A 25,997-nucleotide genomic window follows, 5' to 3' on the forward strand; every position below is an offset into this window, starting at 1 on the left:
TCATTGCGATGATTGCGCGGATTGGTAGACAAAGTAGCTATGCATCAGGGATGCATTGCTATTGAATGAAAAAATCATGAATGTGGGTGACTTTTGAGAATCGCCAGTTTTAATGCCAATGGGTTGCGATCGGCTGTTAGCAAGGGTTTCTTTGATTGGTTTGCTACCCAGCGGATCGATGTGCTGTGTGTGCAGGAAACCAAGGCCCAGAAACATCAACTGGTGGGCCCAGATTTTTTGCCGGCTGGGTATCAGGCCTGTTTTCGGGATGCGACGACTAAGAAGGGTTATAGCGGCGTGGCGATTTACAGTAGGTGTGAGCCGGACGAACTTCGCACCACGTTGGGCTGGGTCGAGTTTGACGAAGAAGGCCGTTATCTGGAGGCGCGATTTGGAAGCCTGAGTGTGGTTTCGTTTTACATTCCTTCGGGTTCTTCAGGGGAGCGGCGCCAGGATTATAAGTTCCAGGTCATGCGCTGGTTGCGTCCGATGCTGTGTGAGTGGCTCATCAGTGGTCGGGATTATGTGTTGTGTGGTGATTGGAATATCGTGCGCAGTGCATTGGATATTCGTAATTGGAAATCTAATCAGAAAAATTCTGGTTGCTTACCGTTGGAGCGTGATTGGCTCAATGGCCTATGTGCCGACTCTCTCGATGAGGTTAACCCGGCTCAGGGGCGCGGCTGGATTGATACTTACCGTGTATTGCATCCACAAGGTGAGGATTACACCTGGTGGAGCAACCGTGGCGCGGCGCGCGTCAACAATGTGGGATGGCGGATCGATTACCAGTTCGTCTCTCCAGGCTTGCGTGAACGCCTGTCGCACTGTGCGATTTACCGTGAGCAGTGCTTCTCTGATCACGCCCCTTACATTGTGGAGTATGTGTTGTGAGTGAGCATTCAGAGATGTTCCATGTACGTGCAGTTTTGCAAGATGGACGTCGTTTCTTGACGGTGCTGTTGCTTGGTTTCGTCTCGGGATTGCCGCTTGCGCTGACTGGAGGGGCCATGCAGGCATGGTTGACGGTTGAGGGGTTGGATCTTGTCACGCTTGGGTTCCTGGTATTGGTCGCGGCTCCTTATACGTTCAAGATACTGTGGGCGCCGTTGATCGATAGATTCGATGTGCCCTGGTTGGGACGGCGGCGTGGGTGGATTGTCTTGATACAGTGGATGCTTGGCGGCGCTCTATTTCTTATGGCGGGGTTGTCTCCGGTTCACGAATTACCGTTGTTTGCCGCTGTTGCGGTGTCTGTTGCGGCATTATCTGCAACGTTGGATGTGGTGATCGACGGTTATCGGACAGATTTGCTTGAGCCTCATGAGCGGGGACTCGGAGGCTCGCTCGCTGTGCTCGGATATCGGTTAGCAATGGTGTTGTCTGGTGGCATTGCCTTGATTTGGGCTGAGCAATGGCATAGCTGGCCGCAGGTATACCGGGTGATGGGTGGGCTCATGTTTGGTTCTGGTTTGCTCGCGTTACTGTTAATGCCGCGTCTGTCGGGACGTTTCGTAGCTCCTGCGACTGATGGTGTGCGTGAGTTGTTGGGGTTTTTGGCCTTGCTGATTGGTGTGGTGGTGGGTGCGCTGCTGACTCGTTATCTTTTTATGGTGTTTGGATTGGATCCGGAGAGCAAAGAACGATGGATCCGTTTGCTGTTTGTCATGGGGCAGATTGCCGGTGGGATGATGTTAGGGTTGTCTTGCATCCGGTTTGTGCGTTTCGAGACCTTAAATCGCTCATTGATGACTTATTTCGAAATGCCAGGTGCTTGGGTATTTTTGGCTTTGGTGGTGCTCTATAAGATCGGTGACGCTTTTGCGCTGAGTTTATCTACCCCGTTTCTGATCAATGGCGCGCATTTCAGCCAAACGGAAGTTGGAATTGCTAATAAGACGGTTGGTTTGTTGATGACGATCGTCGGTGCGGTGATCGGTGGTTTCTTTCTACTGCGTGTACGTTTGTCGCGGGCACTGTTTTGGTTTGGTGCAATGCAATTAGTGTCCAACCTGGGGTTTTATGCGTTGGCACGTGTTGGTCCTGGGTTCTGGGGGAGTTCGGTTATTCCCAGCTTCAATGTGTTGATTGTGCATCTTGATATGCCAACAGACATGGATCGCCTATTGTTATTTGTCCTGAGTTTGGACAATTTCGCTGGAGGTATGGGGACAGCGGCTTTCGTGGCTTTGCTGAGTAATCTGTGTAATGCCCGATTTTCCGCAACGCACTATGCGTTGCTTTCGGCGTTTGCGGCACTCGGTCGAGTTTTCGTTGGACCATTTGCTGGGGTGCTGGCTGATGCTTGTGGATGGCAAACGTTCTTCCTGGTGTCTTTATTGGAGGGAGTGCCGGGTTTGGCGATAACGTGGCGTATGCGTACCGAAATAGATGCAATGATCTATCGGTCTTCAGGATGAATGAGGATGGGAAGTGTCTGTTTGCCGATCATATGCCCCAGGAATTCAAACAATGAGATATCAGCAGCAGTTAAAGTTTTGAAGGAAATTTTTTTATATGTTCCTTCGCTTTTTTGTTTGGTGAAACGGTTGGACCAGTTTGCTATTTTCTATCAGGCTGGGTGGATTGCGCCGAGCAAACGTAGGCCGCGTGCGCCAGTGACGCTTGGCAGGTTGCCTGGTTGGCCGTCCAGTATTTGTGCAGCTAGCCAAGCAAAACCCATTGCTTCCAGATAGTCTGGGTCGAGCCCATAGGTGTGAATCGATTCCACCGCCACGTTGGGCAGATGTGCAGCTAGGCGTGCCATCAACACCGGGTTATGTGCGCCGCCGCCGCATATCATTAGCCGATGGGTCTTGGGCTGTTGGCGTAGTAGGGCGTCTGCTACGGTGACTGCGGTCAGTTCGAGCAGCGTTGCCTGCACATCGGCTGGCGATGGTGGTGCAGGTTGTAGTTGTTTGGTGACCCAATTTAAATGGAATTGTTCGCGTCCTGTACTTTTGGGCGGCGGCAGTGTGAACCAGGGATCGGCTAACAGACGTGCCAGTAGCTGCTGGTTGATCCGACCACGTGCGGCGAATTCACCGTTTTGATCGAAGGTCCCGTGATGATGGCGTTGATACCAGCTGTCGAGCAGTGCGTTGGCTGGTCCGGTGTCGAAGCCGAGTACCGGGCCGGTCACTGGGATCAGTGTCAAGTTGGCAATGCCGCCTAAGTTCAGCACTGCTCGGTTTTCCGTTGGCGATCCGAGCATGGCTAGATGGAAAGCTGGCATGAGTGGTGCGCCCTGGCCGCCGGCAGCTATGTCACGGCGGCGGAAGTCGGCGACGGTAGTGATTCCAGTGAGTTCGGTGATCCGGTGGGCATCGCCTAATTGCCAAGTAAATGGTAGATCGCCGAGTGGGCGATGGCGTACGGTCTGGCCGTGAGAGCCAATTGCACGTATCTGTGTATGCTTTACTCCTGTTTTTGCGATCAGTGCATTGGCTGCTGCGGCGAGGGCCAGTCCGACCTGGGCATCGAGCCAGCCTAGCTGGTCAAGGGATGCGGTGTTCTGTCCTTGGCTAAGTTCCAACAGAGTCGTGCGTAGGTTAGGTTCCCAAGCGGAGGTTTGTGCAGCAACCAACTTACAAGGCGGTATCGCGTTTGCGTTAATCCGCACCAGTGCAGCGTCGATGCCGTCGATGCTGGTGCCGGACATGAGACCGAGGTAGAGCGGAGCTGGATTTTGGATTGCAGTGATCATCATGCACGGGCATACAGGCAAAGACCTGAAAGTGGCTAACGGTGTCTTATAGTTAGTATTGATAGTTAGTATTGAAGCCGGTGTGTTTCAGCTGCGTGTGCTTTTCTCTTCAGATTTGGTGTCGTGTTTGTTGGTTGCTGCGTAGAATCGCTTTTCATATTGTTGAATTTGTGCCAGTGCTGATGCTGTTTGCGTGCGGAATGCGATTAGATTGGTGCCGCGTAATGGTTCTGGTGGTGGCATCGTGACTGACAGTGGATTGCGATGCTGACCGTTGACCTGAAATTCGTAATGCAGATGTGGTCCGGTGGCTAAGCCGGTCATGCCGACGTAGCCGATGACCGTTCCCTGGTTAATCTGTTGGCCTGCTCTGATCTTGCCGAAGCGGGACATATGTCCGTACAGAGTTCTGTAGCCTTTGCCGTGATTGAGGATCACTACATTGCCGTACCCGCGCTGTTGGCCGATAAATTGGACGCGTGCATCGCCAGCGGCCATGATTGGGGTACCGGTCGGAGCGGCATAATCCACCCCTTTATGCATGCGGATTGTGCCGAGAATCGGGTGGCGGCGTAAGCCGAAGGTGGAGCTTAGCCGTGCATATGAGATTGGCATCCGGATGAAGCTTTTCTTTAGTGGCCTGCCGTCCATATCGAAGTATTCGGCTTTGCCGTCGCGCATGAAGCGCAGGGCTGAATAGATTTTTCCTCCGGTGTTGAAGGTCGCGGCCAGTATCTTGGCGCCAGGTAGGCGTTCGCCTTCTCGCCAAGTCTCTTCCATCGCCACACTGAAGCGGTCGCCAGTCTGCAAGTCCTTGTCGAAGTCGATATCGTATTTGAAAATTTTATCGGTCAGTGTGATCACGTCTGTCGGCGATAAACCGGCCTCACGTGCAGCCATCCACAGTGAACTCTTGATCTCGCCACTCGCGACTACAGTGCGGGTGCTGGTTTGGCGTTTGCTAACCTGTTCATGGATGGTGTTGTTGCCGAGAGTCAGTTCGATGCGATAGTTTTCGTCACGATTAAAACGCATGCCGCATAACTGGCCGTCGTTGGATATATCGAAGGCGATTTCGTTGCCTGGACTGAGTCGTGTGAGGACCTTACGTAGATCAGCATAATTCAGGACTCGTTCCATGTCGTTGCTGGAGAGCTGAAGTTCGTTGAATATGCTGCTTAGTGTTTGTCCGGGTTTAATCGTCACCACCTGCCATGTGTCCGTCGTTGAGGTGTATGGTGTTGGTAGAGGTAGTGCTAATGTTGTTAGGCTTGATAGTCGGGGAGAGATATTATTGGATAAGCCCGGGATGATGGTGGCGATTAACGCTCCGATCATGGCAAATAGGGCAGCGTGGATCCAGTGGCGTCGAGTCCACCGTTGGTTGAATGCAGCAGGAAACCTATGCTTGAGTTTGTGATGTAGGTTAAAAACATGGAGGACATGGAGCCGCTCATGGATGCGCTGTTTATGAGTGCACCTCTGTTCTGTATTTTGCATTATGGAATTTCCTTAGAGCGATATCTACGAATTAAGTTCAAGCAGCGTTAACATAGACATCCGTCTCTGGCTCGTCAAATCATTGACCTCATTCGTAATTTTATGTTTGAGCTGAATTGATCGCCTATTAACGTATCATTAAAATTCCAGACGACTTCTGCTGCTGAATAATGCATATGTCTTTAGTTGCAAATTCTCTTGCCCTCATTGAGAGGGGTGCTAACGAGATACTTAAATCCGATGAATTAGAGCGTCGCTTGAGAAGCGGGCGTCCACTTCGGGTTAAGACAGGTTTTGATCCGACTGCTCCGGATCTGCATTTGGGACATACTGTTTTGTTGAACAAGATGCGGCAGTTTCAAGATCTTGGCCACCAAGTTATTTTTCTGATTGGTGATTTTACGGGGATGATTGGTGATCCGACTGGTAAAAACGTCACCCGCAAGCCACTCAGTCATGAGGATGTGTTGGCTAATGCCCGTACCTATGAGGACCAGGTATTTAAGATTCTGGATCGCACACGTACCGAGGTGCGGTTCAATTCCGAATGGTTCGGAAAAATGAGCGCTGTCGATATGATCAAGCTGGCGGCTCAGCACACTGTTGCACGCATGCTTGAGCGGGATGACTTTGCTAAGCGCTTTAATGCTAAACAGCCGATTGTGATCCATGAGTTCCTTTATCCGCTGATTCAGGGCTATGACTCGGTTGCTTTGCGGGCTGATGTCGAACTCGGCGGTACAGATCAGAAGTTCAATTTGTTGATGGGACGAACCTTGCAAGAGCATCATGGGCAGCCGCCTCAGATCGTACTGACTATGCCGCTGCTTGAGGGGCTGGATGGTGTGGCTAAGATGTCCAAATCGTTAGGTAACTACATTGGCATCAAAGAGTCGGCAATCGACATCGTCACAAAAACGATGAAGATTGGTGACGACCTGATGTGGCGTTGGATCGAATTGCTGTCCTTTAAGATCAGCACTGCTGAGGCGGTTACTTTGCGTGAAGCAGTGGCGAAATCAGAGCTAAACCCGCGTGAGGTTAAATTGCGTTTAGCTCATGAACTTGTGAGTCGTTTCCATGATGAGGCAGCAGCAGAACAGGCGATCGCTGGCTGGCATGCGGTGGTGACTGGAGAAGTTAACAACAACCTGTTGCCGCTGCAGCAGATTAATGTGCCGGCTGACGGATTGCGCATCGTTGCATTGTTGACTGCTTGTGGACTAACTCCGAGTAACTCAGAGGCAATACGTAAGCTCAAGGAGCGTGCTGTGCGTGTGGATGGGGTTGTGGTCGAGGATGCTCATTTGCACTTTGTGCCTGGGTTCGAGGGGGTCATCCAGATTGGTAAGCGTAACTTTATTAGGATCAGACTGGTGACTTACTCGAAGCCTTAGGAGTTTCCTGGAATCGGCAAGTGTTAATATTTCTGAACTAATTTTTGACGTACATTCGACGTACATTCATTACCGATGGTATGGATTTGAGTCTATATCGCAGGTTGGCACATCGTATATGATGTGTTATTCGTGCAGGTTATGGAAGCAGACTGCAAATTCAAAGAGATTTCTTTAAGCATGCGTAACGGTACTCAAATAACTTTTCATTCGTCTTCACCATGATGCTGTTATTTATATTGTTGAGGTTTTTTGGCTTTGCGCAGTAATTATTTTTTGATTTTTATAGTATTTGGTGTATTTGGATGAGATTTCTTTTATCAGTCACATCAGGATGTAAGTGTTGTTAGGGTTGAGTGGGGATGAGCAGTGGATATAGGTTAGGATGAGGTGTGAAGGAAGTTTTTTTGGGGATGGATGGGGTTGACGATGGGTTATTAAATTGCTATGTTTTTGAGGTTTGGTGAGGCTTGCTTGTTGGTGAACAGGCGGTAGATTTTTTATTAGGTGTGAGTTTTTTCTATTGACGTATTTGTTTGAGTGGTTATACTTGCGTGGTGATGTTGTTGAGTTAGTTGCGGGATGGCGTTGAAGCTGTTTTGCTATGTTCTTTGAAATGATGCGCAGGTAATTTGTGTGGACGCCTATGGGGTGGTTTTTGTTTGTCCATCTTGCAGGCGTTAATTGATTGGCAATTGGCCGTATTTTGGATATGGCTTGATGTTGTCATATATTTTGGCGTATGCATTGAGAATGTTGTTGGTTTTAGTTGCAAATTTTAAGTGAAGAGTTTGATCCTGGCTCAGAGTGAACGCTGGCGGCAGGCCTAACACATGCAAGTCGAACGGCAGCACAGTGGTAGCGATATCATGGGTGGCGAGTGGCGGACGGGTGAGGAATACATCGGAATCTACCTTGTCGTGGGGGATAACGTAGGGAAACTTACGCTAATACCGCATACGACCTACGGGTGAAAGCAGGGGACCTTTGGGCCTTGTGCGATTGGATGAGCCGATGTCCGATTAGCTAGTTGGTGGGGTAAAGGCCCACCAAGGCGACGATCGGTAGCTGGTCTGAGAGGATGATCAGCCACACTGGAACTGAGACACGGTCCAGACTCCTACGGGAGGCAGCAGTGGGGAATATTGGACAATGGGCGCAAGCCTGATCCAGCTATGCCGCGTGGGTGAAGAATGCCTTCGGGTTGTAAAGCCCTTTTGTTGGGGAAGAAAAGCAATTGGTTAATACCCGGTTGTTCTGACGGTACCCAAAGAATAAGCACCGGCTAACTTCGTGCCAGCAGCCGCGGTAATACGAAGGGTGCAAGCGTTACTCGGAATTACTGGGCGTAAAGGGTGCGTAGGTGGTTGTTTAAGTCCGTTGTGAAAGCCCTGGGCTTAACCTGGGAATGGCAGTGGATACTGGATAGCTAGAGTGTGGTAGAGGGTAGCGGAATTCCTGGTGTAGCAGTGAAATGCGTAGAGATCAGGAGGAACATCCGTGGCGAAGGCGGCTACCTGGGCCAACACTGACACTGAGGCACGAAAGCGTGGGGAGCAAACAGGATTAGATACCCTGGTAGTCCACGCCCTAAACGATGCGAACTGGATGTTGAGTGCAAATTGGCACTCAGTATCGAAGCTAACGCGTTAAGTTCGCCGCCTGGGGAGTACGGTCGCAAGACTGAAACTCAAAGGAATTGACGGGGGCCCGCACAAGCGGTGGAGTATGTGGTTTAATTCGATGCAACGCGAAGAACCTTACCTGGTCTTGACATCCACGGGACTTTCCAGAGATGGATTGGTGCCTTCGGGAGCCGTGAGACAGGTGCTGCATGGCTGTCGTCAGCTCGTGTCGTGAGATGTTGGGTTAAGTCCCGCAACGAGCGCAACCCTTGTCCTTAGTTGCCAGCACGTTATGGTGGGAACTTTAAGGAGACTGCCGGTGACAAATCGGAGGAAGGTGGGGATGACGTCAAGTCATCATGGCCCATACGACCAGGGCTACACACGTACTACAATGGTAGGGACAGAGGGCTGCAATCTCGCGAGGGTGAGCCAATCCCAGAAACCCTATCTCAGTCCGGATTGGAGTCTGCAACTCGACTCCATGAAGTCGGAATCGCTAGTAATCGCAGATCAGCATTGCTGCGGTGAATACGTTCCCGGGCCTTGTACACACCGCCCGTCACACCATGGGAGTTTGTTGCACCAGAAGCAGGTAGCTTAACCGCGAGGAGGGCGCTTGCCACGGTGTGGCCGATGACTGGGGTGAAGTCGTAACAAGGTAGCCGTATCGGAAGGTGCGGCTGGATCACCTCCTTTTGAGTATGGCAGCATATCATCGTCCTGTTAGGCGTCCTCACAAGTTACCTGCATTCAGAGTTTTATGTTGGCATAGGGTTCGAGTTCAGTTCGGGGGGCCTTAGCTCAGCTGGTAGAGCACCTGCTTTGCAAGCAGGGTGTCGTCGGTTCGATCCCGGCAGGCTCCACCAGGGTGTCTTATGGGTCTGTAGCTCAGGTGGTTAGAGCGCACCCCTGATAAGGGTGAGGTCGGTGGTTCGAGTCCTCCCAGACCCACCAATGTGAGGTCGTCGATTCTGAATGTAGTTTGCGCATTGTTTTTATGCTGATCGGCGTTGTAGCTGTGAAGCGTTCTTTTATAACTTGATGATGTAGTAAGCGTTTGAACTGTTTAGTAACAATAAGTCATTGAAGCCAGGTGTGGGCGTGAGTCCATTAGATTATGAAGTGGCGAAGTTTTTTGTCACAGATGATTCTGAGGCGGCTTTGGGTTATATGGTCAAGCGAATAAGCGCACATGGTGGATGCCTTGGCGGTCAGAGGCGATGAAGGACGTGGTAGCCTGCGAAAAGTGTCGGGGAGTTGGCAACGAGCTGTGATCCGGCAATATCCGAATGGGGGAACCCACTGTTTAGGCAGTATCCTTGAGTGAATTCATAGCTCATGGAGGCGAACCTGGTGAACTGAAATATCTAAGTAACCAGAGGAAAAGAAATCAACTGAGATTCCCTGAGTAGTGACGAGCGAACGGGGATTAGCCCTTAAGCTGGTATGGTTTTAGGAAAGCAACCTGGAAAGGTTGGCCATAGAAGGTGATAGCCCTGTATCCGAAAGGGTCATGCCAGTGAAGATGAGTAGGGCGGGGCACGTGAAACCCTGTCTGAATATGGGGGGCCCATCCTCCAAGGCTAAATACTCCTGACCGACCGATAGTGAACCAGTACCGTGAGGGAAAGGCGAAAAGAACCCCGGAGAGGGGAGTGAAATAGAACCTGAAACCATGTGCGTACAAGCAGTAGGAGCCCTTCGGGGTGACTGCGTACCTTTTGTATAATGGGTCAGCGACTTACTGTTCGTGGCGAGCTTAACCGTATAGGGGAGGCGAAGGGAAACCGAGTCTGATAAGGGCGCATAGTCGCGGGCAGTAGACCCGAAACCGGGTGATCTAGTCATGTCCAGGGTGAAGGTGCTGTAACAGGTACTGGAGGCCCGAACCCACTCCCGTTGCAAAGGTAGGGGATGAGGCGTGATTAGGAGTGAAAAGCTAATCGAACCCGGAGATAGCTGGTTCTCCTCGAAAGCTATTTAGGTAGCGCCTCATATGTATCCTCTCGGGGGTAGAGCACTGTTATGGCTAGGGGGTCATCGCGACTTGCCAAACCATTGCAAACTCCGAATACCGAGAAGGATTGTATGGGAGACACACGGCGGGTGCTAACGTCCGTCGTGAAAAGGGAAACAACCCAGACCCACAGCTAAGGTCCCAAATTCATAGCTAAGTGGAAAACGATGTGGAAAGGCACAGACAGCCAGGAGGTTGGCTTAGAAGCAGCCATCCTTTAAAGAAAGCGTAATAGCTCACTGGTCGAGTCGGTCTGCGCGGAAGATTTAACGGGGCTAAGCTATGAACCGAAGCTTGGGGTGCATATTTTGATATGCGCGGTAGAGGAGCGTTCCGTACGCCTGTGAAGGTGAGTTGAGAAGCTTGCTGGAGGTATCGGAAGTGCGAATGCTGACATGAGTAACGATAATATGGGTGAAAAACCCATACGCCGAAAGCCTAAGGTTTCCTTGCGCAACGTTAATCGGCGCAGGGTTAGTCGGCCCCTAAGGCGAGGGCGAAAGCCGTAGTCGATGGGAAGCAGGTTAATATTCCTGCACCTCGCGTGAGTGCGATGGAGGGACGGAGAAGGCTAGGTGTACCGGGCGTTGGTTGTCCCGGAGAAAGGAGGTAGGCTGGGGTCTTTGGCAAATCCGGGATCCTTTTTAAAGCCGAGCACCGAGACGAGTCTTTTAGACGAAGTCACTGATGCCACGCTTCCAGGAAAAGCTCCTAAGCTTCAGCTCACGAAGCCCGTACCGTAAACCGACACAGGTAGGTAGGATGAGAATTCTCAGGCGCTTGAGAGAACTCGGGTGAAGGAACTAGGCAACATGGCACCGTAACTTCGGGAGAAGGTGCACCCTTTTTGGTGACGCATGCGCGTCATAGCTGAAGAGGGTCGCAGAAACCAGGCCGCTGCGACTGTTTATCAAAAACACAGCACTCTGCAAACACGAAAGTGGACGTATAGGGTGTGACGCCTGCCCGGTGCTGGAAGGTTAATTGATGGGGTTAGCAGTAATGCGAAGCTCTTGATCGAAGCCCCAGTAAACGGCGGCCGTAACTATAACGGTCCTAAGGTAGCGAAATTCCTTGTCGGGTAAGTTCCGACCTGCACGAATGGCGTAACGACAGCGGCGCTGTCTCCACCCGAGACTCAGTGAAATTGAAATCGCTGTGAAGATGCAGCGTTCCCGTGGCAAGACGGAAAGACCCCGTGAACCTTTACTATAGCTTTACACTGAACGTTGAGTTCGTCTGTGTAGGATAGGTGGGAGGCTATGAAACCATGGCGCTAGTTGTGGTGGAGCCATCCTTGAAATACCACCCTGTCGTGCTTGACGTTCTAACCTAGGTCCGTTATCCGGATCAGGGACAGTGTATGGTGGGTAGTTTGACTGGGGCGGTCTCCTCCCAAAGAGTAACGGAGGAGCACGAAGGTACGCTCAGCGCGGTCGGACATCGCGCACTGTGTGCAAAGGCATAAGCGTGCTTGACTGCAAGATCGACGGATCAAGCAGGTACGAAAGTAGGTCTTAGTGATCCGGTGGTTCTGTATGGAAGGGCCATCGCTCAACGGATAAAAGGTACTCCGGGGATAACAGGCTGATACCGCCCAAGAGTTCATATCGACGGCGGTGTTTGGCACCTCGATGTCGGCTCATCACATCCTGGGGCTGTAGTCGGTCCCAAGGGTATGGCTGTTCGCCATTTAAAGTGGTACGCGAGCTGGGTTCAGAACGTCGTGAGACAGTTCGGTCCCTATCTGCCATGGGCGTTGGAGATTTGAGAGGGGCTGCTCCTAGTACGAGAGGACCGGAGTGGACGAACCTCTGGTGTTCCGGTTGTCACGCCAGTGGCATTGCCGGGTAGCTATGTTCGGAAGCGATAACCGCTGAAAGCATCTAAGCGGGAAGCGCGCCTCAAGATGAGATCTCCCGGGATGTAAGTCCCCTAAAGGAACCATGTAGACTACGTGGTGGATAGGTCAGATGTGTAAGTGCAGCAATGCATTGAGCTAACTGATACTAATGATCCGTGTGGCTTGACCATATAACCTTAAGTTGCTTCGGTATATCGGTGGCTTATTTTGATAGGCATGAATGCTTTGCTACATCATCACTCCCTATGCGAGAAGGTGTATCTCCTCTTTAATGAGGTGATTACATCCTCCAACCGTCTCCCTGGTGATATTAGCGCTGTGGAACCACCCGATCCCATCCCGAACTCGGAAGTGAAACGCAGCTGCGCCGATGGTAGTGTGGGTTTCCCATGCGAGAGTAGGTCATTGCCAGGGTCTTTTCCCATCGAACCCTCAGCTTGAATTAGCTGAGGGTTTGTTTTTTTATGCTTTCTATACAGACACTTTCTATGCGTTTAATTGCTGTGATTTCTGTCGTCATTCACTTTCTGCGAGGCACTTGGGTGGCCTTTAGCTCTCTTTTTCATGCCTGAGCTTCCCGAAGTCGAAACCACATTGCGTGGGCTGTTGCCATATCTGACTGATCAGCTCATCAATTGTCTTATCCTGCGTAGGCGCACCTTGCGTTGGGATATCCCTTCCCAGATTGAAGGTCGTCTGCCGGGTCATCGCATCACTGCTTTGCGTCGTCGGGCCAAATACCTGCTGATCGATACTAATGCAGGGGGTAGCCTCATCATCCATCTCGGTATGTCCGGCAGTCTGCGTCTGCTAGCGGCAGAAACGCCGCTACGCCCACACGATCATGTGGACATCGTTTTAACTAACGGTCGTGTGCTACGTTTCAACGATCCCCGCCGCTTCGGATGTTTACTATGGCAAGAAGATGGACAAGTGCATCCTCTCATCCAGCGCCTTGGCTGCGAACCACTCTCAGATGTTTTCAATGGCTATTATCTTTACCAGTGTAGCCGTGGTCGCCATGTGTCCGTCAAAGCTTTCCTCATGGACCAACGTATCGTGGTCGGTGTCGGCAATATATATGCCACTGAAAGCTTGTTCCGCGCCGGTATCAGCCCCCTATGCGAAGCCGGCAAAATATCTGCCCAACGTTATCAGCGCTTGGCTGAAGTGGTTAAGGATATTCTTCTCTATGCAATCAACCGTGGAGGAACTACCCTGCGAGATTTCCTCGATCCCGATGGGCACCCTGGCTACTTCAAGCAGGAATTGTTTGTCTACGGTCGTCAGCAACAGCCCTGTAAGCATTGTGGAAGCCTTTTGCGCCAAACAACTATCAGACAGCGTACTACCGTCTGGTGTGGCAATTGCCAATCTTGAAGTATCTTATATCCCATAGACATAGACATGCTTGTTTTCACCGGATGGCGATGATCATTGTTTGATGTTGCCCCTGATCACCCCTATGAGATATGAGGCTTGCTAGGTTGGTGGTACTGAACCGCCCTGGTGACTCAGTATCAACTCGATCACAAGTTTGCTGCCAAAGAACGCAAATACTAAAAGTGTCATCGCAGTCAACGTCCAGTGCACCGCCTTAATGCCCCGCCAGCCATAGCGCCAGCGTCCAATCAAAAGCGCCCCAAATACCACCCAGGACAGAACACTCAGCACACTCTTATGCAACAGCTTCTGTTCCAGAAAGTCCTTCACGAACAAAAGCCCAGTGAACACGGTGAAGGTCAACAGCACAAAACCAACGGTGATCATGCGGAAAAGTAACTTCTCCAGCTCAGTGAGTGGTGGTAGCGCACGCCGCCAGCGGTGAACGTTGCGGCGCCGCAACGCACGTTCCTGAAACCACAACATCATCGCCAACAGTGCTGCAATGCTCAACGTCGCATAACCTAGTAATGCCAGCCAAGCATGCAGTTCCACACGCCAACCCAGTGCCGTGCTGGGTGAGTGACCATAGCTGTGATAAACACCCAGCAGCAGTCCCGCCAGAGGGAACACCACCACACCTACTGTCCCCATCGGCCCGTCAGTACCAAACAAGATGGTTAATCCGGACATCACCAGCCCTGTGAGTGATAGCGCAGCAAAAAAATGCATGTCCACAGCCCAAGCACTGTGAAATGACACTGAAAAATGATACCCCCCGTGGGCCAATAGCCCCACCAGCGCTGGAAAACGCCAATCACACCTCTGCGTAACATCATTAAGCAACAAAGTACCAATCAGTATCCATGCCGCTAAAAAATATGTAAAAAAAGTACAAAAAACTAGAAACAACAAGATTTAACCTCATACTGTAAATACTTCCATGAAAGCGTCTAACGCAAATACAAAGACAGTGTGTTCAGCAATGTGCATCTCATTGTCAAAATGAACGGGTGTACTTTTTGTAGACACTATCCTTTGCTTTATTTTTATAGCATTCAATGTCCAGTACTAACTATAGCTAATATCTTCACCACCGTAAGTACTTGATGAACTGGCAATTGACTTAATTTCCTTAGGGGCGCCGATTAAGTGCTTTCTCTAAGTCATGAATGGTTCATAATTTGGATGGTTTGTTTGAGTTTATCTGTTTTTCTGACGTCGATACATTAGGATAGAAAACAACATTTATAGGTTTAAGATGTTTAAAAAATTGATTTTGTGAATTGCTTAGAACAGCAAAGGGAATAATAAGTGATTTATGTCGCATTATATTCTGAGCGGAACATGACCGAGTGACAGTATGTTTCGACTACGCCTGAGGTCGAATCGGGCAATCTCCCTTGATCGTATGTTTTCTGAAATTCTCGATGTCTTCTTTCCTCATTCGTTTGCTCACGTTAATTATTGCTACTACCATGAGTTTATTGTTGTCCTTGTCAACTAAAGCTGCTGCGCACAAGAGCACCAAACTTCAGAACACGCAAACTCACAGCAAAGCGAAAAACCATTCGCTTCCCCTACACGTGAGCCAGACAGTGTCTGCGTTACCTGGTAAGGCAGAACAGCTAAATCTTCTATATGACAAGTACTGGGATGCCTCAATGAAACTCAATCCTCTGCAGGCCACATTACAAGGAGATGCTTATCACGCAGAAAAAATGCCCAATTTTTTGTCGGCTGCGTTTCGGCGACAGCAGCATGACTTCATCGAGACATGGTTGAAGAAGATTGAGGCAATTGGCGCGGATGGGTTAGATGGACAGGCATTGATTAGCTACCAGATTTTCGTGCGTGATGCGCGTAACTCGTTGCAAGCCGAGCGTTATCCGAGCTGGATGCTACCAATTAATCAGTTCTACAACATTGCTAATGTAGCGGTGGTTCTGGGTTCTGGTAACGGTGCGCAACCGTTCAATACTGTGCAGGATTATGACAATTGGGCACGTCGCTCACTAGGTATCCCGGCGCTGTTCAATCAAGCCATTGTGAATATGCGTGTCGGCATGAAATCTGGTGTAGTGCAACCTAAAGTGCTGATAGAAAAGGTGCTTCCGCAGTTAGATGTTATTATCAAGCCAACTGCTGAAGAAACCCTGTTCTGGGTGCCTATCCATAATATGCCAGTCAGCTTCTCAAAGGAGAACCGGCAACGTCTTACCGCTGAATACAAAAGTATTGTTGAGTACCAGTTGTTACCCGCTTACCGAACGCTACGCGATTTCATTGCCACTGAATACCTGCCAGTGTGTCGTGACAGTGTTGGTCTGAGTGCATTACCTGGTGGTGCGGCTTGGTATGCCTACACAGTACGCCAGAGCACCACAACGAACATAACGCCCGAACAAATCCATCAGCTTGGCTTGAAAGAAGTAGCGCGATTGCAGACTGAAATTCAGTCAGTGATGAATCAGCTCAGTTTCAATGGTTCGATGCAGAAGTTCTTCAGCTTTATGCAGAATAACGAATACTTTACCTTTAGTAGTGAGAAAGAGATGCTTGCTTACTACCGTGATCTTAGGGTGCGCGTGGAGGCACGAGTCCCAGATTTATTCTCGCTCGTACCCAAAGCTGGTTTTGAAATCCGTCCGGTAGAAGCATTTCGCGCACCGTCAGCCGCGGCTGGTTCGTATATACCTCCGTCTAGCAACAAACGCCATGTTGGTGTGTTTTACGCCAATGCTCATGATTTGTCTTCGCTTCGTACTTGGAATGCAGAAAAATTGTTCCTGCATGAAGGCATTCCTGGATATCATTTTCAGTTAGGATTACAGCAGGAATTGCAACGTCTCCCCAAGTTCCGTCGATTAGGTGGTGAGACTGCATTCATTGAAGGTTGGGGTTTGTATGCTGAATCCCTGGGTAAGGAGCTTGGGTTGTACCAGGATGCATACAACTATTTTGGTTACTTACAGGATGCTCTGTCGCGGGCAATTCGTTTAGTAGTCGATACCGGTTTACACACTAAGGGATGGAGCCGCGAACAAGTGGTTGACTATATCTTAGAAAACTCGGCAACCAGCCGTATCGAGGCCGAAGCTGAGGTCGATCGCTATATCGCTGTTCCAGGCCAAGCATTAGCCTACAAAGTCGGTGAATTGAAAATCCACCAACTACGCCAGTATGCACAATTAGCATTAGGTCCAATGTTCGATCTGCGGGAATTCCATGCCGAAGTACTGAAGGACGGTTCGGTCCCTCTGGATATCTTGCAACAAAAAATCGAACGCTGGATTGCTGTAAAACGTGCTAGTGTGCCATCAGTGCCACCTCAAAAGTTGCGGGATCAGCGCCGTAAATCAAGTGTCACATTCACTACTAAACTTCGTTGCCCTTTTAAAATGCAGCGTGCTGGACCTGACAGGGACATTTACTATACTCACATTTATGAACTGGCACTTTTGAATTGCTGAGTCCCTATTTAATACTAAGTTGTTATTCATTATTCAATTTTTGATATGATGAAAACTCTTATTTGACAGATACACCTTTGTACTATTCGTAATCAAGATTAGTTAATAAAAGAGTTTAATTTTGAGATGTTGATTTCGATAAAAATATTCGTTTATCCCATGCTTTCATTGGTGTCCATCAGTGATGGCTGCTCTGAATTTTTCTAAGTAATGGAAAGTATGATGTGAGGAAACCAACTTCACTAGATAATTTTCTCAACAAATTTTTCGCAAAGAAGTAGAGCGACGTGGTTGTCGGAAGTTGCTATTTTGACATGATTCCACAAAATCCATGTTTGAGTATGTGTAGTTTTTGATACAAGTCCATTGAGTGGACAATCTGGCATTTGTAAAGCTATGCACTGATACTGCGATTAATGGTTTGATTGCAGCTTAACGATCTAGGCGTTCTGTTTTGCTATGCCTAGGATGGTACTCTCTAACTGAGAGTACTCCAGTTAGAATAAGTATTCTGATATTTTCACGGTTGTGATCACAAACTTATGAATTTCTGTTATAGGGCAAGGATATGATCGGTATGAGATCTCCAATCAGGTACTGTGATGGTGTAAAGAAGAGCTCTTCTTCAAGATCATGAGCTTGGCGATGAATGTGAAGGATCATATTACAGCGCCTGAAGTTTCGATCATCGTCTAATCGAATCATGTATGACAGACATCGACTATTCTTGGAGAGATAACGGTTTCTTGTGCGGCAGACGTGTGCATAGTTTGTACGCAGGCATTTCTATAGATACAACATGCGTGCTTATCGTTCCACCACTGGTATTTGACGTTGCTTTATAAATCAGGAAATACAAACGAGTTACAGTTTTTGTGACTGCTCCCAGAAGTAGTAATTATTGATGAGTTTCCTCACGTGAAGCATTTCTAACGAGTATGAAAGATTTAGCGTCTTTTACTGATGGATATATTCTTTTTCTTGTACTGCCAATTACACCATAAGATGCCTTCACCACTTCTTCGGTAGCGTTTCCGATAAGACCTTGAGTTTCTCTAAGATATATTTGTTTTACAGACGATAGTTCTCCTCTTGTAGCTTCTTTATCGTTATTCGTAGCCAAACATTTATGCATCACAAATGGTTCACCATTTTTAGAATGTTGTCGTGTTTCAGAGCTTACAATCAATTCACCTTATGATTGAGGACATCCATGATCTGGCTGTTGATGGATTGAGATTTCTTCATGTGGACATGGCCGATTAATTTTGTCCATGGAGATCACTCCCGTGACGTACTGCATTTGCTAGACTCTGTGAATGCACTTGGATGAGTCTTTGCTCGTCGGTGAGCCTAATCTGCACGGTCTGTAGGGGAAGGGGAACAAAGCGTCTATCATCATGTCTCCTTTGCTACTCTTCTGATCATCGGTTAGGGCCTGTTAACATGATTGCAAGCCATCCGCAATCAGATCCCAGCAGATAAAGGCGATGAATATGGCATCGAGCTTCTGGCATCTGGAGCAGATATGGGGATAGCCCTTGAGCTTGTAGAACATGCTTTCGACCTCATTATTGCACCATATAGCCCAAGGCTCGATGCGCTTGCAGTCGCTTGAGTCACTGGCGATCTTCCGGCATATCGTGCGCTTATCGAGGCTGATGGCCGTCTTTATCGTCGTGTCCGTGTCCTCTGCAAGGAGATGGTTCTTGGTGTTCCATTCACCATGAGAAGTGTTGATATCCGTCTGACCGTTTTTGGGCGTGCGCCGGTAACACCCGGATATACTTTCATACTGGCTGCTGTACAGTGATACAGTCTAGCTATTGATCTGGATGATCTTTCCATTTGTTGGAGTGGCCCGAAGGCTTAATTCAGCACGCCCGGCTTTGCCCATCAGTTCATGCCTGTGTAGATTGTGTGTCAGTGGCCGAAGTGTTTGGGTAGACCATACCATTTGCAACCATACTCAGCGACATACATGGATGAATCAAAATGGATAAGATTTTTATCATGATGCGGAATGTTTTATGTGATCATGGCTATCAATAATCGACTCATTATGATGGTCGGGATCACATCTTGTCTTGAATTTCTCTTCATCGATTATTCGATCATGGCGATAAAATAGAGGCTCGATTTTTTGATAAATCCATAAAGCAGCTTCTATCTAATTCATGAACATTTACGTTTGTACTTGAACAGTTCTTGAATTCTGTTTCAGGTAGTGTTGGATTGATTGCTTTATATTCCTGCGTGAATTTCAATTTTTAATATTTTGAGGCAATAACATATGTACTCAAAACGCTCTTCATTGTCGCTGCTGCTACTTCATTTTTCTGTAAATAAAATTAAATGATTTCTCCGCGCTATCCGAAATGTGTAATTGAGCGAGGGGGCTATGATTGATGTAGGGAATTGAATTATCAGCAAGATTCATTTGCTGAGTGCAGTATAAAGAGACAAAGAGACCGTTTTTCATATCACGGTTATATCTTATGAAGGTAGTCATAGATTTAAAAACGGTTGTAAGGAGAATATTTAGCATAATACACTTTTTGTATTGTGAAGCGTCTTCGTTTGCGGAATTACGCAGCAAGGAAAATTTTTTGATTAATGCTATGTACGTGTATTGCACGGAAACACAATGTTTTAAGTGGGTGATGTTAGTGTGTGTAGTGGTGTTCTCTATCTTTGCCCATGCAGTACAGCTCACTTAAAAGTAACCAGATTATCGCAATCGAATACCTGCACATGATAGATATGATTAAAAAGTATGGTGTAAATGTGATGAATATTTTTTATAGATTCGATGTGAAATAGTTCGATACATTGCTTGTTTATCCACTGCTGTGCAATAAAATTTTCGTAGAAAGTACCTCAATGCTATAGAATTGGCAGCGTTATCTTTTTTCGGCGGTGGGCAGAAATCTATTTCTTAAGTGTTTTGTGTTAAACGTATTTTGATATCATCAGCATTTTCGTAGTGATACCAGTACCGTTACCCGATATGTTTTTGAAAAGGCTGCTTTAGTCGATATTAGTAACGATGTGAACTATTCGAAAAATGAGCATGTGACTCAATCGTATTGAGTACAATTAAAAAATTGGTTAGCACACGACTTTTAAGAGATTGTCTTTGTACTAATCAAGAGCATCGTTTGACTAAAGCGATCTCGATTATAAAACATGATTTTGATGTTGATCATATTAAAAATGGACACAATAAGCATTTTTCTCCATTGTTGTATGGTGATATGGAATAAGCTATTGATGGGAACGACGACGTCTGTAGTGATGACAAGCAAGGATAGTATCTGTATTGTGATATGCCTATTAATACTTCGATCTTCTTATAGCTGACGTTTATTATTGTTTTAATCAGTAGAGCGCTTTCTTCAAAGAAACTCTGTTTTTCAGTCTTCTTAATTAGAAATAGTGTGTCAAGAAATTCGAATCCTCTGGGTCGAGGTGGTTGGAAATTATTTAAATGATTAACCCATTCCTCCGTTGATACCGATCACCTGACCAGTGATATAACCGGCTTTATCTGAACACAGAAACCCGATTAAGGCAGCCACCTCTTCGGGACGACCGGCACGACCGGCTGGTACCAATTGCTTGATCGTTTCCGAGGTAAATGTTTTCCCCGTCATCTCACCCTCAATCACACCTGGTGCGACTACGTTAACGGTGATGCCGCGATTAGCCATCTCACGGGCCAGTGAGCGTACTGCACCGTGCAACCCGGCTTTGGCTGCTGCGTAGTTGGTCTGTCCACGGTTTCCCAAAACCGCCGTGACAGATGATACGCAGACAATGCGTCCCCAACGGGTACGCGCCATCGGTAGCAGCAATGGTTGGGTTACGTTGAAAAAGCCGTGCAAAGACACATCAATGACACGATGCCATTGTGCGGATGACATCCCTGCCATTGGTGCGTCGTCGTGGATGCCTGCATTATTAATGATTACTTGAATTGGGCTGGTCTGTAACAGTTTTTCCAGTGTTGGTGTGCTGGTTTGTGTAGTGGTTACGTCGAAAACGATTGCCTCAGCGCTACCGCCCTCGGCACACAAGTGTTCCACCAGCGCATCAGCGCGGGACCGATGGCGGTTGGCATGGACGATGACGTGCAGACCGTCTGCAACCAAGCGACGGCAGATGGCAGCACCCAAATCACCACTACCACCAGTCACTAGTGCGCGGCGTTTTGGAGAGTTATTAGCAGTCATAGATACATGCTCCAATTAAGGGGCGGGCCCAAAGTGTGATTGTTGCAAAGGTTAGCTATCGTAAACTGAATTGCGGAGAAGCAGGCAGATAATCTGGGATTAGCAGGCGCACTCAAACGTAGGTATATGTTTTCCTGCCAAGGTCAGGTATTCCTAACCAACGTTTGTCATGTTGTCGACTTCTCGTTGCATTTTCTTGGATGTACTGCGGTGTCGATGACTGACGATGAACTGTTAATGGATTTCCATGATGTTCTTCAGGATGACCAATGGAGACGAGGAACTTCTTCATGTTTCCTGGAGTTCCAAGAATTGTCTTGAGGTAACGGTACGTGAGCATCGTTTGTTCTTTGGAGAGTTTGTATCATTCATTATGTTTGGTGTAATTTCCAAGACCGCTTTGGTGATCCAAAGATTATTATGTGCCAGAGCCGTTTGGCCATTTGATATTGTCTGTTCCAAGCTTGGCGGTGGGAAACTGATAATCCAGACGCAATGAGCACAATGATAGAGTCGATCATCGTCCAGGTGACTCAATGCAGCGTTCATTTTGTAGTAGTGGTTGTTGAGTTGAATTTGTGGAACTTGTCAGTGCTTGAGATAATTTTTATGGCACGCTGTTAATAAGTGTAAATCTGTAATGAACCAATAAATATTTTTGCGAGCACCTCTTTTAGGAAAAAGCGCAATGCGCCAGAAATACATGAAGAGATCAAATATTGGACGGTACAAAGGAGGTTGTTGCTGATGTTGGAGATTGTCCAGAAGAAAACGGCCCTGGCTAAGGGGTGTTGCCTGTTCGATATGCCATCTTCGAGCTTCCAACGCTGGATATGGGCATGTGCTCGATTAGAGAAAATTTCTAGGAAGATTTTGCGTAATACGAATGACAACTTAATGATTTAAATGATGAATTGATGATGAGACTGTGTTGGAAGCGGTGATATGTTAAAGCAAAGAGGCTCTCAGCTTAGCAAGGAAGGTTGATAGCCACCATTTGTAAGAAGATGGCGAAAGAATAAGTATTAACCCAGTGCCAATGGTAAAGCTATATTAGTGTTTCAAAACCCTGCGGTGGATTATTTAATTATTACTAAGGGATGAATGTCGAATATGAAATTGACGGAATCAATGAAAGCATTGATCGAAGCGAAACTGTCATTAAGCTGGTGCCTAGTGACCAGTTGGAGAGGGATATTAGGAGTGACAGAGCAACTTGTGCATTAACCTGTTCGGTAATGTTTGTGTTGTTGCATGAGTGCATAGAGATAACGCTCAATGTTTTTTAATAGAGCAGAGGCTGATCATTCAAGATGCTGTGTTGGATCCTGTGCTGATGCTGTTCTTATCAACAGCATCACATCTAGTTATTTAATTTGTGTATAGAGATGCCTTGTTGCAGGTCTTCACTCCACAGCACGTCCGGTAGCAGAACAGCGGACGGCTTGTCTGGACACTCAATAAACGGTATGTATGCCGATACCACGTTAGAGAAAATCTTCATGCTGGTTGGATAATTAACGACGAGCCTAGTTTCTTTAATAACCACTGGTCACTACATCAGTTCCCAGACCCGAATCCAGGCATTTCTCTTTACAATCTCTCCATTCGGCAATCTGGCTTGTGTTAGGAAAGGTTGCAGCATTCACGGCTTGTATTATTGAAGCGAGCGTTTATTAGTCTACACCGGATATTCAGATCCCCAAGGTAGGTATTGACTAGTACTTAGTACTCTCTGTTGAGATGCGAGGTATGGATCAGCTTCAACCTGTCTATTTCGGCGAGTTTCGTGTGGGATATGTTGTTCGTTAGTTATTGGGAGAGGGCATTTACTTGCCTATGCAGCTATAATTACAAACCTTCTTGTTATTTCTTGACGCCCAGCTGGGTGCGTTTCCGATGTCTGAAATCGCTGCCGAAACAGCGCGCCGCCGCACCTTTGCCATTATTTCTCACCCTGATGCCGGGAAAACCACACTCACTGAGAAGCTACTGTTGTTCGGTGGTGCAATTCAGATGGCTGGTTCGGTCAAAAGCCGAAAGGCCGTCCGGCACGCGACCTCTGACTGGATGACGTTGGAAAAGGAGCGCGGTATCTCAGTCACATCTTCAGTGATGCAGTTCCCGTACGAGGGGAAGATCATTAATCTGCTTGACACTCCCGGCCACGCCGACTTCGGCGAGGACACTTACCGTGTACTGACCGCAGTGGATTCGGCACTGATGGTGATTGATGTCGCTAAAGGTGTGGAGGAACGGACTATCAAGTTGATGGAGGTGTGTCGGTTGCGCGATACCCCGATTATGACTTTCATCAATAAGCTTGACCGCGAAGGTAAGAACCCAATCGAGCTGCTAGATGAGGTTGAACACGTGCTCGGTATCCAGTGTGCGCCGGTGACCTGGCCTATCGGCATGGGACAACGCTTGAAGGGTGTGGTTCACTTACTGACGAATGAGGTTCACCTGTACGAGCCGGGTCGTAATTTCACCCGCCAGGATTCGATCATTTTTACGTCGCTGGAAGCTCCCGGTTTAGCTGAACGCATCGGCGAGCAAATGCTGGCTGATCTGCATGAAGAGCTCGCACTGATCCAGGGTGCCAGTCCCTGTTTTGATCCAATAGACTATCTTGCCGGCCGCCAGACTCCGGTTTTCTTTGGCTCGGGCGTGAATAATTTCGGTGTGCAGCCACTGCTGGATTTCTTCGTCGAACACGCCCCTACACCGCAGCAGCGCCGCACCGCCAGTCGTGTGGTATTGCCGACGGAAGAAAAATTGACCGGATTTGTATTTAAAATCCAAGCCAATATGGATCCGCAACACCGTGACCGCGTGGCGTTCATGCGGGTATGCTCGGGGCGTTTTGCGGCGGGCATGAAGGTTTTTCACGTGCGTAGCAGCAAAGATCTCAAGTTTGCTAATGCATTGACCTTCATGGCTTCGGATCGTGAGAGTGTTGCAGAAGCCTTCCCTGGCGACGTGATTGGCATTCACAACCACGGTAGGATCTCCATTGGTGATACTTTCACCGAAGGTGAGGTGCTGTCGTTTACTGGTATTCCGAACTTTGCTCCAGAATTGTTCCGCCGTGCCCGCTTGGGCGATCCGCTTAAGCTCAAGCAACTTCAAAAGGGGCTGACTCAACTTTCAGAGGAAGGAGCTACGCAGTTCTTCCGCCCACTGATGAGTAACGATTTGATCTTGGGTGCGGTAGGCATGCTGCAGTTCGACGTAGTTGCCTATCGACTTAAGAACGAGTATGGCGTAGATGCCACCTTCGAACCCGTCAGCATTACCACCGCGCGTTGGGTGCATTGTGATAACTCAAAGACATTGGAGGAATTTCGCGAGAAGAACGTAACGCACTTGGCCGTGGACGCTTCAGGAAGGTTAGTTTACTTGGCACCAACCCGGGTCAACCTACAGTTAGCACAGGAACGTGCGCCAGATATACACTTCTTTGCCACTCGCGAGCATGCCTATGCTGTAGTAGTTGATTGAGTACGATTTGAGTCATAACCAAATCCGATGCTGCCAACATAAGCAAATGTGAACTATTCGCGTTACTGTAGCCTATCGTTATGAATGCTGATGCTTCCTCCTCTATCGACTTACGCGACGAGTTTGCCAGTGCCATCATCCATGGTTTAGGCGCAGTAGCTACACTGGCGGGCGGATCTGTACTCATTACCTTGGCTGCAATCTATGGCGATAGATGGCAGTTAGCGACATCAATTGTGTTCAGCATCACTCTATTTTTATTGTATGTGGCTTCGACCCTGTATCACGCAATCCCACATCCTGGCGCCAAAGCCAGGTTGCGAATTTTCGATCATTGCGCAATCTACCTGCTGATTGCTGGCACTTACACCCCGTTCACCCTGATCAGTCTACGTGGTCCGTGGGGTTGGAGCCTGTTCGCCGCAATCTGGATTCTGGCGTTGAGTGGAGTGGTGTTCAAGCTCTTCTTTACCAAGCGTTTCCGCCTACTGTCGACAATCATCTACGTTGTCATGGGTTGGCTGGTAGTCATCGCAGTCGGACCGTTGCGACGCTTACTTGATGGTTGGACGCTGAGTTGGTTACTCGCTGGTGGGTTGCTCTACACACTTGGCACCTACTTTTACCATCGTGATGAGGTGCGCTACTTCCATGCGATCTGGCACGTATTCGTGCTTGCCGGGAGCGTTTGCCACTTTATTGCAGTAGCTGCGCAGGTCCTATGAGATCGGAGGGCTTGAGGGCCTGCGGGGTTTAATTCCTCCTGCTTCGGAGGTAGTGCCTTGCGATTGAATGTGGTGGCTGAGTTGCTCAACTACTGTATGCGTCAAGCTACCGATCGATAACAAACAGTTTGAAGGTCAGATCGTACTGAACCGTCTGTAAATGTTGGGAGCGCTATCAATTGTGATAGCGAAGTAGATCGAAGTAGCGAAATCACATCAAATGTTTCGAAGTGCTTTGAAGCCCGACAAAACAGGCAAATCAGCGTAAACAGGTACTCAGTACCGGATACATTGTTCGCTTGTATTCACCCCAAAGCTGCGACATTGAGAGGGGGTTGCGTTGAAACCAACATCAGTACCTGCTGCCATGCTTAATGGCGTTCGTAGGTACGATCCATGTATCACGTGATTGATCCTGCAGTCATTGGAGCAGGGAACCCAACAAGCGATCCGTTGCTGGGTCAGCAGTTGCTTTGCCTTGGTAAGAATCAGAAATTCAGGCTCCAGCGGATATTCGTAAAACCCGATCGATGTTGGTGATTCATTCCACACACGACTTTAAGAT

12 protein-coding genes, 2 tRNA genes, 3 rRNA genes and 1 pseudogene are annotated in these 25,997 nt (G+C 48.3%); 13 read left to right on the forward strand and 5 right to left on the reverse strand.

Annotated elements, in window-relative coordinates; translation table 11 throughout:
* The first annotated feature begins 93 nt into the window (after positions 1-93).
* Together PLS229_RS00715 and PLS229_RS00720 are read left to right on the forward strand one after the other, a co-directional pair.
* Positions 94-894 carry an exodeoxyribonuclease III gene (locus tag PLS229_RS00715; RefSeq protein ID WP_038272332.1) on the forward strand — a complete coding sequence of 267 codons (801 nt, stop codon included), beginning with the start codon at positions 94-96 and terminating at the stop codon, positions 892-894.
* Positions 891-2,420 (forward strand): MFS transporter, encoded by a 1,530-nt coding sequence (locus tag PLS229_RS00720; RefSeq protein WP_038272331.1) that lies wholly within the window; start codon positions 891-893, stop codon positions 2,418-2,420. Before PLS229_RS00715 ends, PLS229_RS00720 begins: the two co-directional genes overlap by 4 nt.
* 152 nt (positions 2,421-2,572) lie before the next feature.
* Here the strand turns inward: PLS229_RS00720 and PLS229_RS00725 are convergent, their stop codons facing one another.
* A complete protein-coding gene (locus tag PLS229_RS00725) occupies positions 2,573-3,706 on the reverse strand; it encodes an anhydro-N-acetylmuramic acid kinase (RefSeq protein WP_038272403.1) in 1,134 nt (377 codons plus the stop codon).
* Between the two features lie 87 nt (positions 3,707-3,793).
* A complete protein-coding gene (locus tag PLS229_RS00730) occupies positions 3,794-5,206 on the reverse strand; it encodes a M23 family metallopeptidase (RefSeq protein ID WP_038272330.1) in 1,413 nt (470 codons plus the stop codon).
* A 176-nt stretch (positions 5,207-5,382) separates the two neighbouring features.
* Between PLS229_RS00730 and tyrS the strand changes: the two genes are divergently transcribed.
* The 7 genes from tyrS to mutM all read left to right on the forward strand — a co-directional run bounded on the left by tyrS (position 5,383) and on the right by mutM (position 13,492).
* A complete protein-coding gene (gene tyrS, locus PLS229_RS00735) occupies positions 5,383-6,603 on the forward strand; it encodes a tyrosine--tRNA ligase (RefSeq protein WP_038272327.1) in 1,221 nt (406 codons plus the stop codon).
* A 779-nt stretch (positions 6,604-7,382) separates the two neighbouring features.
* Positions 7,383-8,927, forward strand: a 16S ribosomal RNA gene (locus PLS229_RS00740).
* Positions 8,928-9,021: 94 nt separating this feature from the next.
* Positions 9,022-9,097: transfer RNA gene (locus PLS229_RS00745), tRNA-Ala, on the forward strand.
* Between the two features lie 11 nt (positions 9,098-9,108).
* A tRNA-Ile gene (locus PLS229_RS00750) sits at positions 9,109-9,185 on the forward strand.
* Between the two features lie 218 nt (positions 9,186-9,403).
* Positions 9,404-12,282, forward strand: a 23S ribosomal RNA gene (locus tag PLS229_RS00755).
* Positions 12,283-12,412: 130 nt separating this feature from the next.
* Positions 12,413-12,526: ribosomal RNA gene (gene rrf / locus PLS229_RS00760) — 5S ribosomal RNA — on the forward strand.
* The 16S, 23S and 5S rRNA genes sit together here with 2 tRNA genes alongside, the layout of an rRNA operon.
* Before the next feature lie 150 nt (positions 12,527-12,676).
* The gene (mutM, locus tag PLS229_RS00765; protein WP_038273054.1) at positions 12,677-13,492 is read left to right on the forward strand and encodes a bifunctional DNA-formamidopyrimidine glycosylase/DNA-(apurinic or apyrimidinic site) lyase; all 816 of its coding nucleotides are present in this window, start codon (positions 12,677-12,679) and stop codon (positions 13,490-13,492) included.
* A 102-nt stretch (positions 13,493-13,594) separates the two neighbouring features.
* Here mutM and PLS229_RS00770 read toward each other — a convergent pair whose 3' ends face one another.
* Positions 13,595-14,407, reverse strand: coding sequence for a cytochrome C assembly family protein (locus PLS229_RS00770; RefSeq protein ID WP_425511081.1), 813 nt, complete (start codon positions 14,405-14,407; stop codon positions 13,595-13,597).
* Positions 14,408-14,925: 518 nt separating this feature from the next.
* Here PLS229_RS00770 and PLS229_RS00775 point away from each other — a divergent pair.
* A pseudogene (locus PLS229_RS00775) lies at positions 14,926-16,806 on the forward strand (DUF885 domain-containing protein); the annotation flags it as partial.
* 1,060 nt (positions 16,807-17,866) lie between these two features.
* On the opposite strand, the gene PLS229_RS00780 reads toward PLS229_RS00775, so the two are convergent.
* Positions 17,867-18,091, reverse strand: a complete 225-nt coding sequence (locus tag PLS229_RS00780; protein WP_162814079.1) for a hypothetical protein — start codon at positions 18,089-18,091, stop codon at positions 17,867-17,869.
* 327 nt (positions 18,092-18,418) lie between these two features.
* On the opposite strand from PLS229_RS00780, the gene PLS229_RS00785 reads away from it, so the two are divergent.
* On the forward strand, positions 18,419-18,586 hold the full coding sequence (locus PLS229_RS00785; protein ID WP_160165163.1) for a hypothetical protein: 168 nt from the start codon (positions 18,419-18,421) through the stop codon (positions 18,584-18,586).
* Positions 18,587-20,462: 1,876 nt separating this feature from the next.
* Here PLS229_RS00785 and fabG read toward each other — a convergent pair.
* On the reverse strand, positions 20,463-21,203 hold the full coding sequence (gene fabG, locus PLS229_RS00790) for a 3-oxoacyl-ACP reductase FabG (RefSeq protein WP_038271021.1): 741 nt from the start codon (positions 21,201-21,203) through the stop codon (positions 20,463-20,465).
* A gap of 1,899 nt (positions 21,204-23,102) precedes the next feature.
* Between fabG and PLS229_RS00795 the strand changes: the two genes are divergently transcribed.
* Together PLS229_RS00795 and trhA are read left to right on the forward strand one after the other, a co-directional pair.
* Positions 23,103-24,707, forward strand: coding sequence for a peptide chain release factor 3 (locus PLS229_RS00795; RefSeq protein ID WP_038271116.1), 1,605 nt, complete (start codon positions 23,103-23,105; stop codon positions 24,705-24,707).
* Positions 24,708-24,787: 80 nt separating this feature from the next.
* On the forward strand, positions 24,788-25,432 hold the full coding sequence (trhA, locus tag PLS229_RS00800) for a PAQR family membrane homeostasis protein TrhA (RefSeq protein WP_038271024.1): 645 nt from the start codon (positions 24,788-24,790) through the stop codon (positions 25,430-25,432).
* Positions 25,433-25,997: the final 565 nt, after the last annotated feature.

Source organism: Xylella taiwanensis, assembly GCF_013177435.1.
Lineage (GTDB): Bacteria > Pseudomonadota > Gammaproteobacteria > Xanthomonadales > Xanthomonadaceae > Xylella > Xylella taiwanensis.

Bases quoted from the DNA above. Each gene is read 5' to 3' on its own strand.
- PLS229_RS00725 (WP_038272403.1), bottom strand. From the start codon at position 3,706: ATGATCACTGCAATCCAAAATCCAGCTCCGCTCTACCTCGGTCTCATG.
- PLS229_RS00730 (WP_038272330.1), bottom strand. From the start codon at position 5,206: ATGCAAAATACAGAACAGAGGTGCACTCATAAACAGCGCATCCATGAG.
- tyrS (WP_038272327.1), top strand. From the start codon at position 5,383: ATGTCTTTAGTTGCAAATTCTCTTGCCCTCATTGAGAGGGGTGCTAAC.
- mutM (WP_038273054.1), top strand. From the start codon at position 12,677: ATGCCTGAGCTTCCCGAAGTCGAAACCACATTGCGTGGGCTGTTGCCA.
- fabG (WP_038271021.1), bottom strand. From the start codon at position 21,203: ATGACTGCTAATAACTCTCCAAAACGCCGCGCACTAGTGACTGGTGGT.
- PLS229_RS00795 (WP_038271116.1), top strand. From the start codon at position 23,103: ATGTCTGAAATCGCTGCCGAAACAGCGCGCCGCCGCACCTTTGCCATT.
- trhA (WP_038271024.1), top strand. From the start codon at position 24,788: ATGAATGCTGATGCTTCCTCCTCTATCGACTTACGCGACGAGTTTGCC.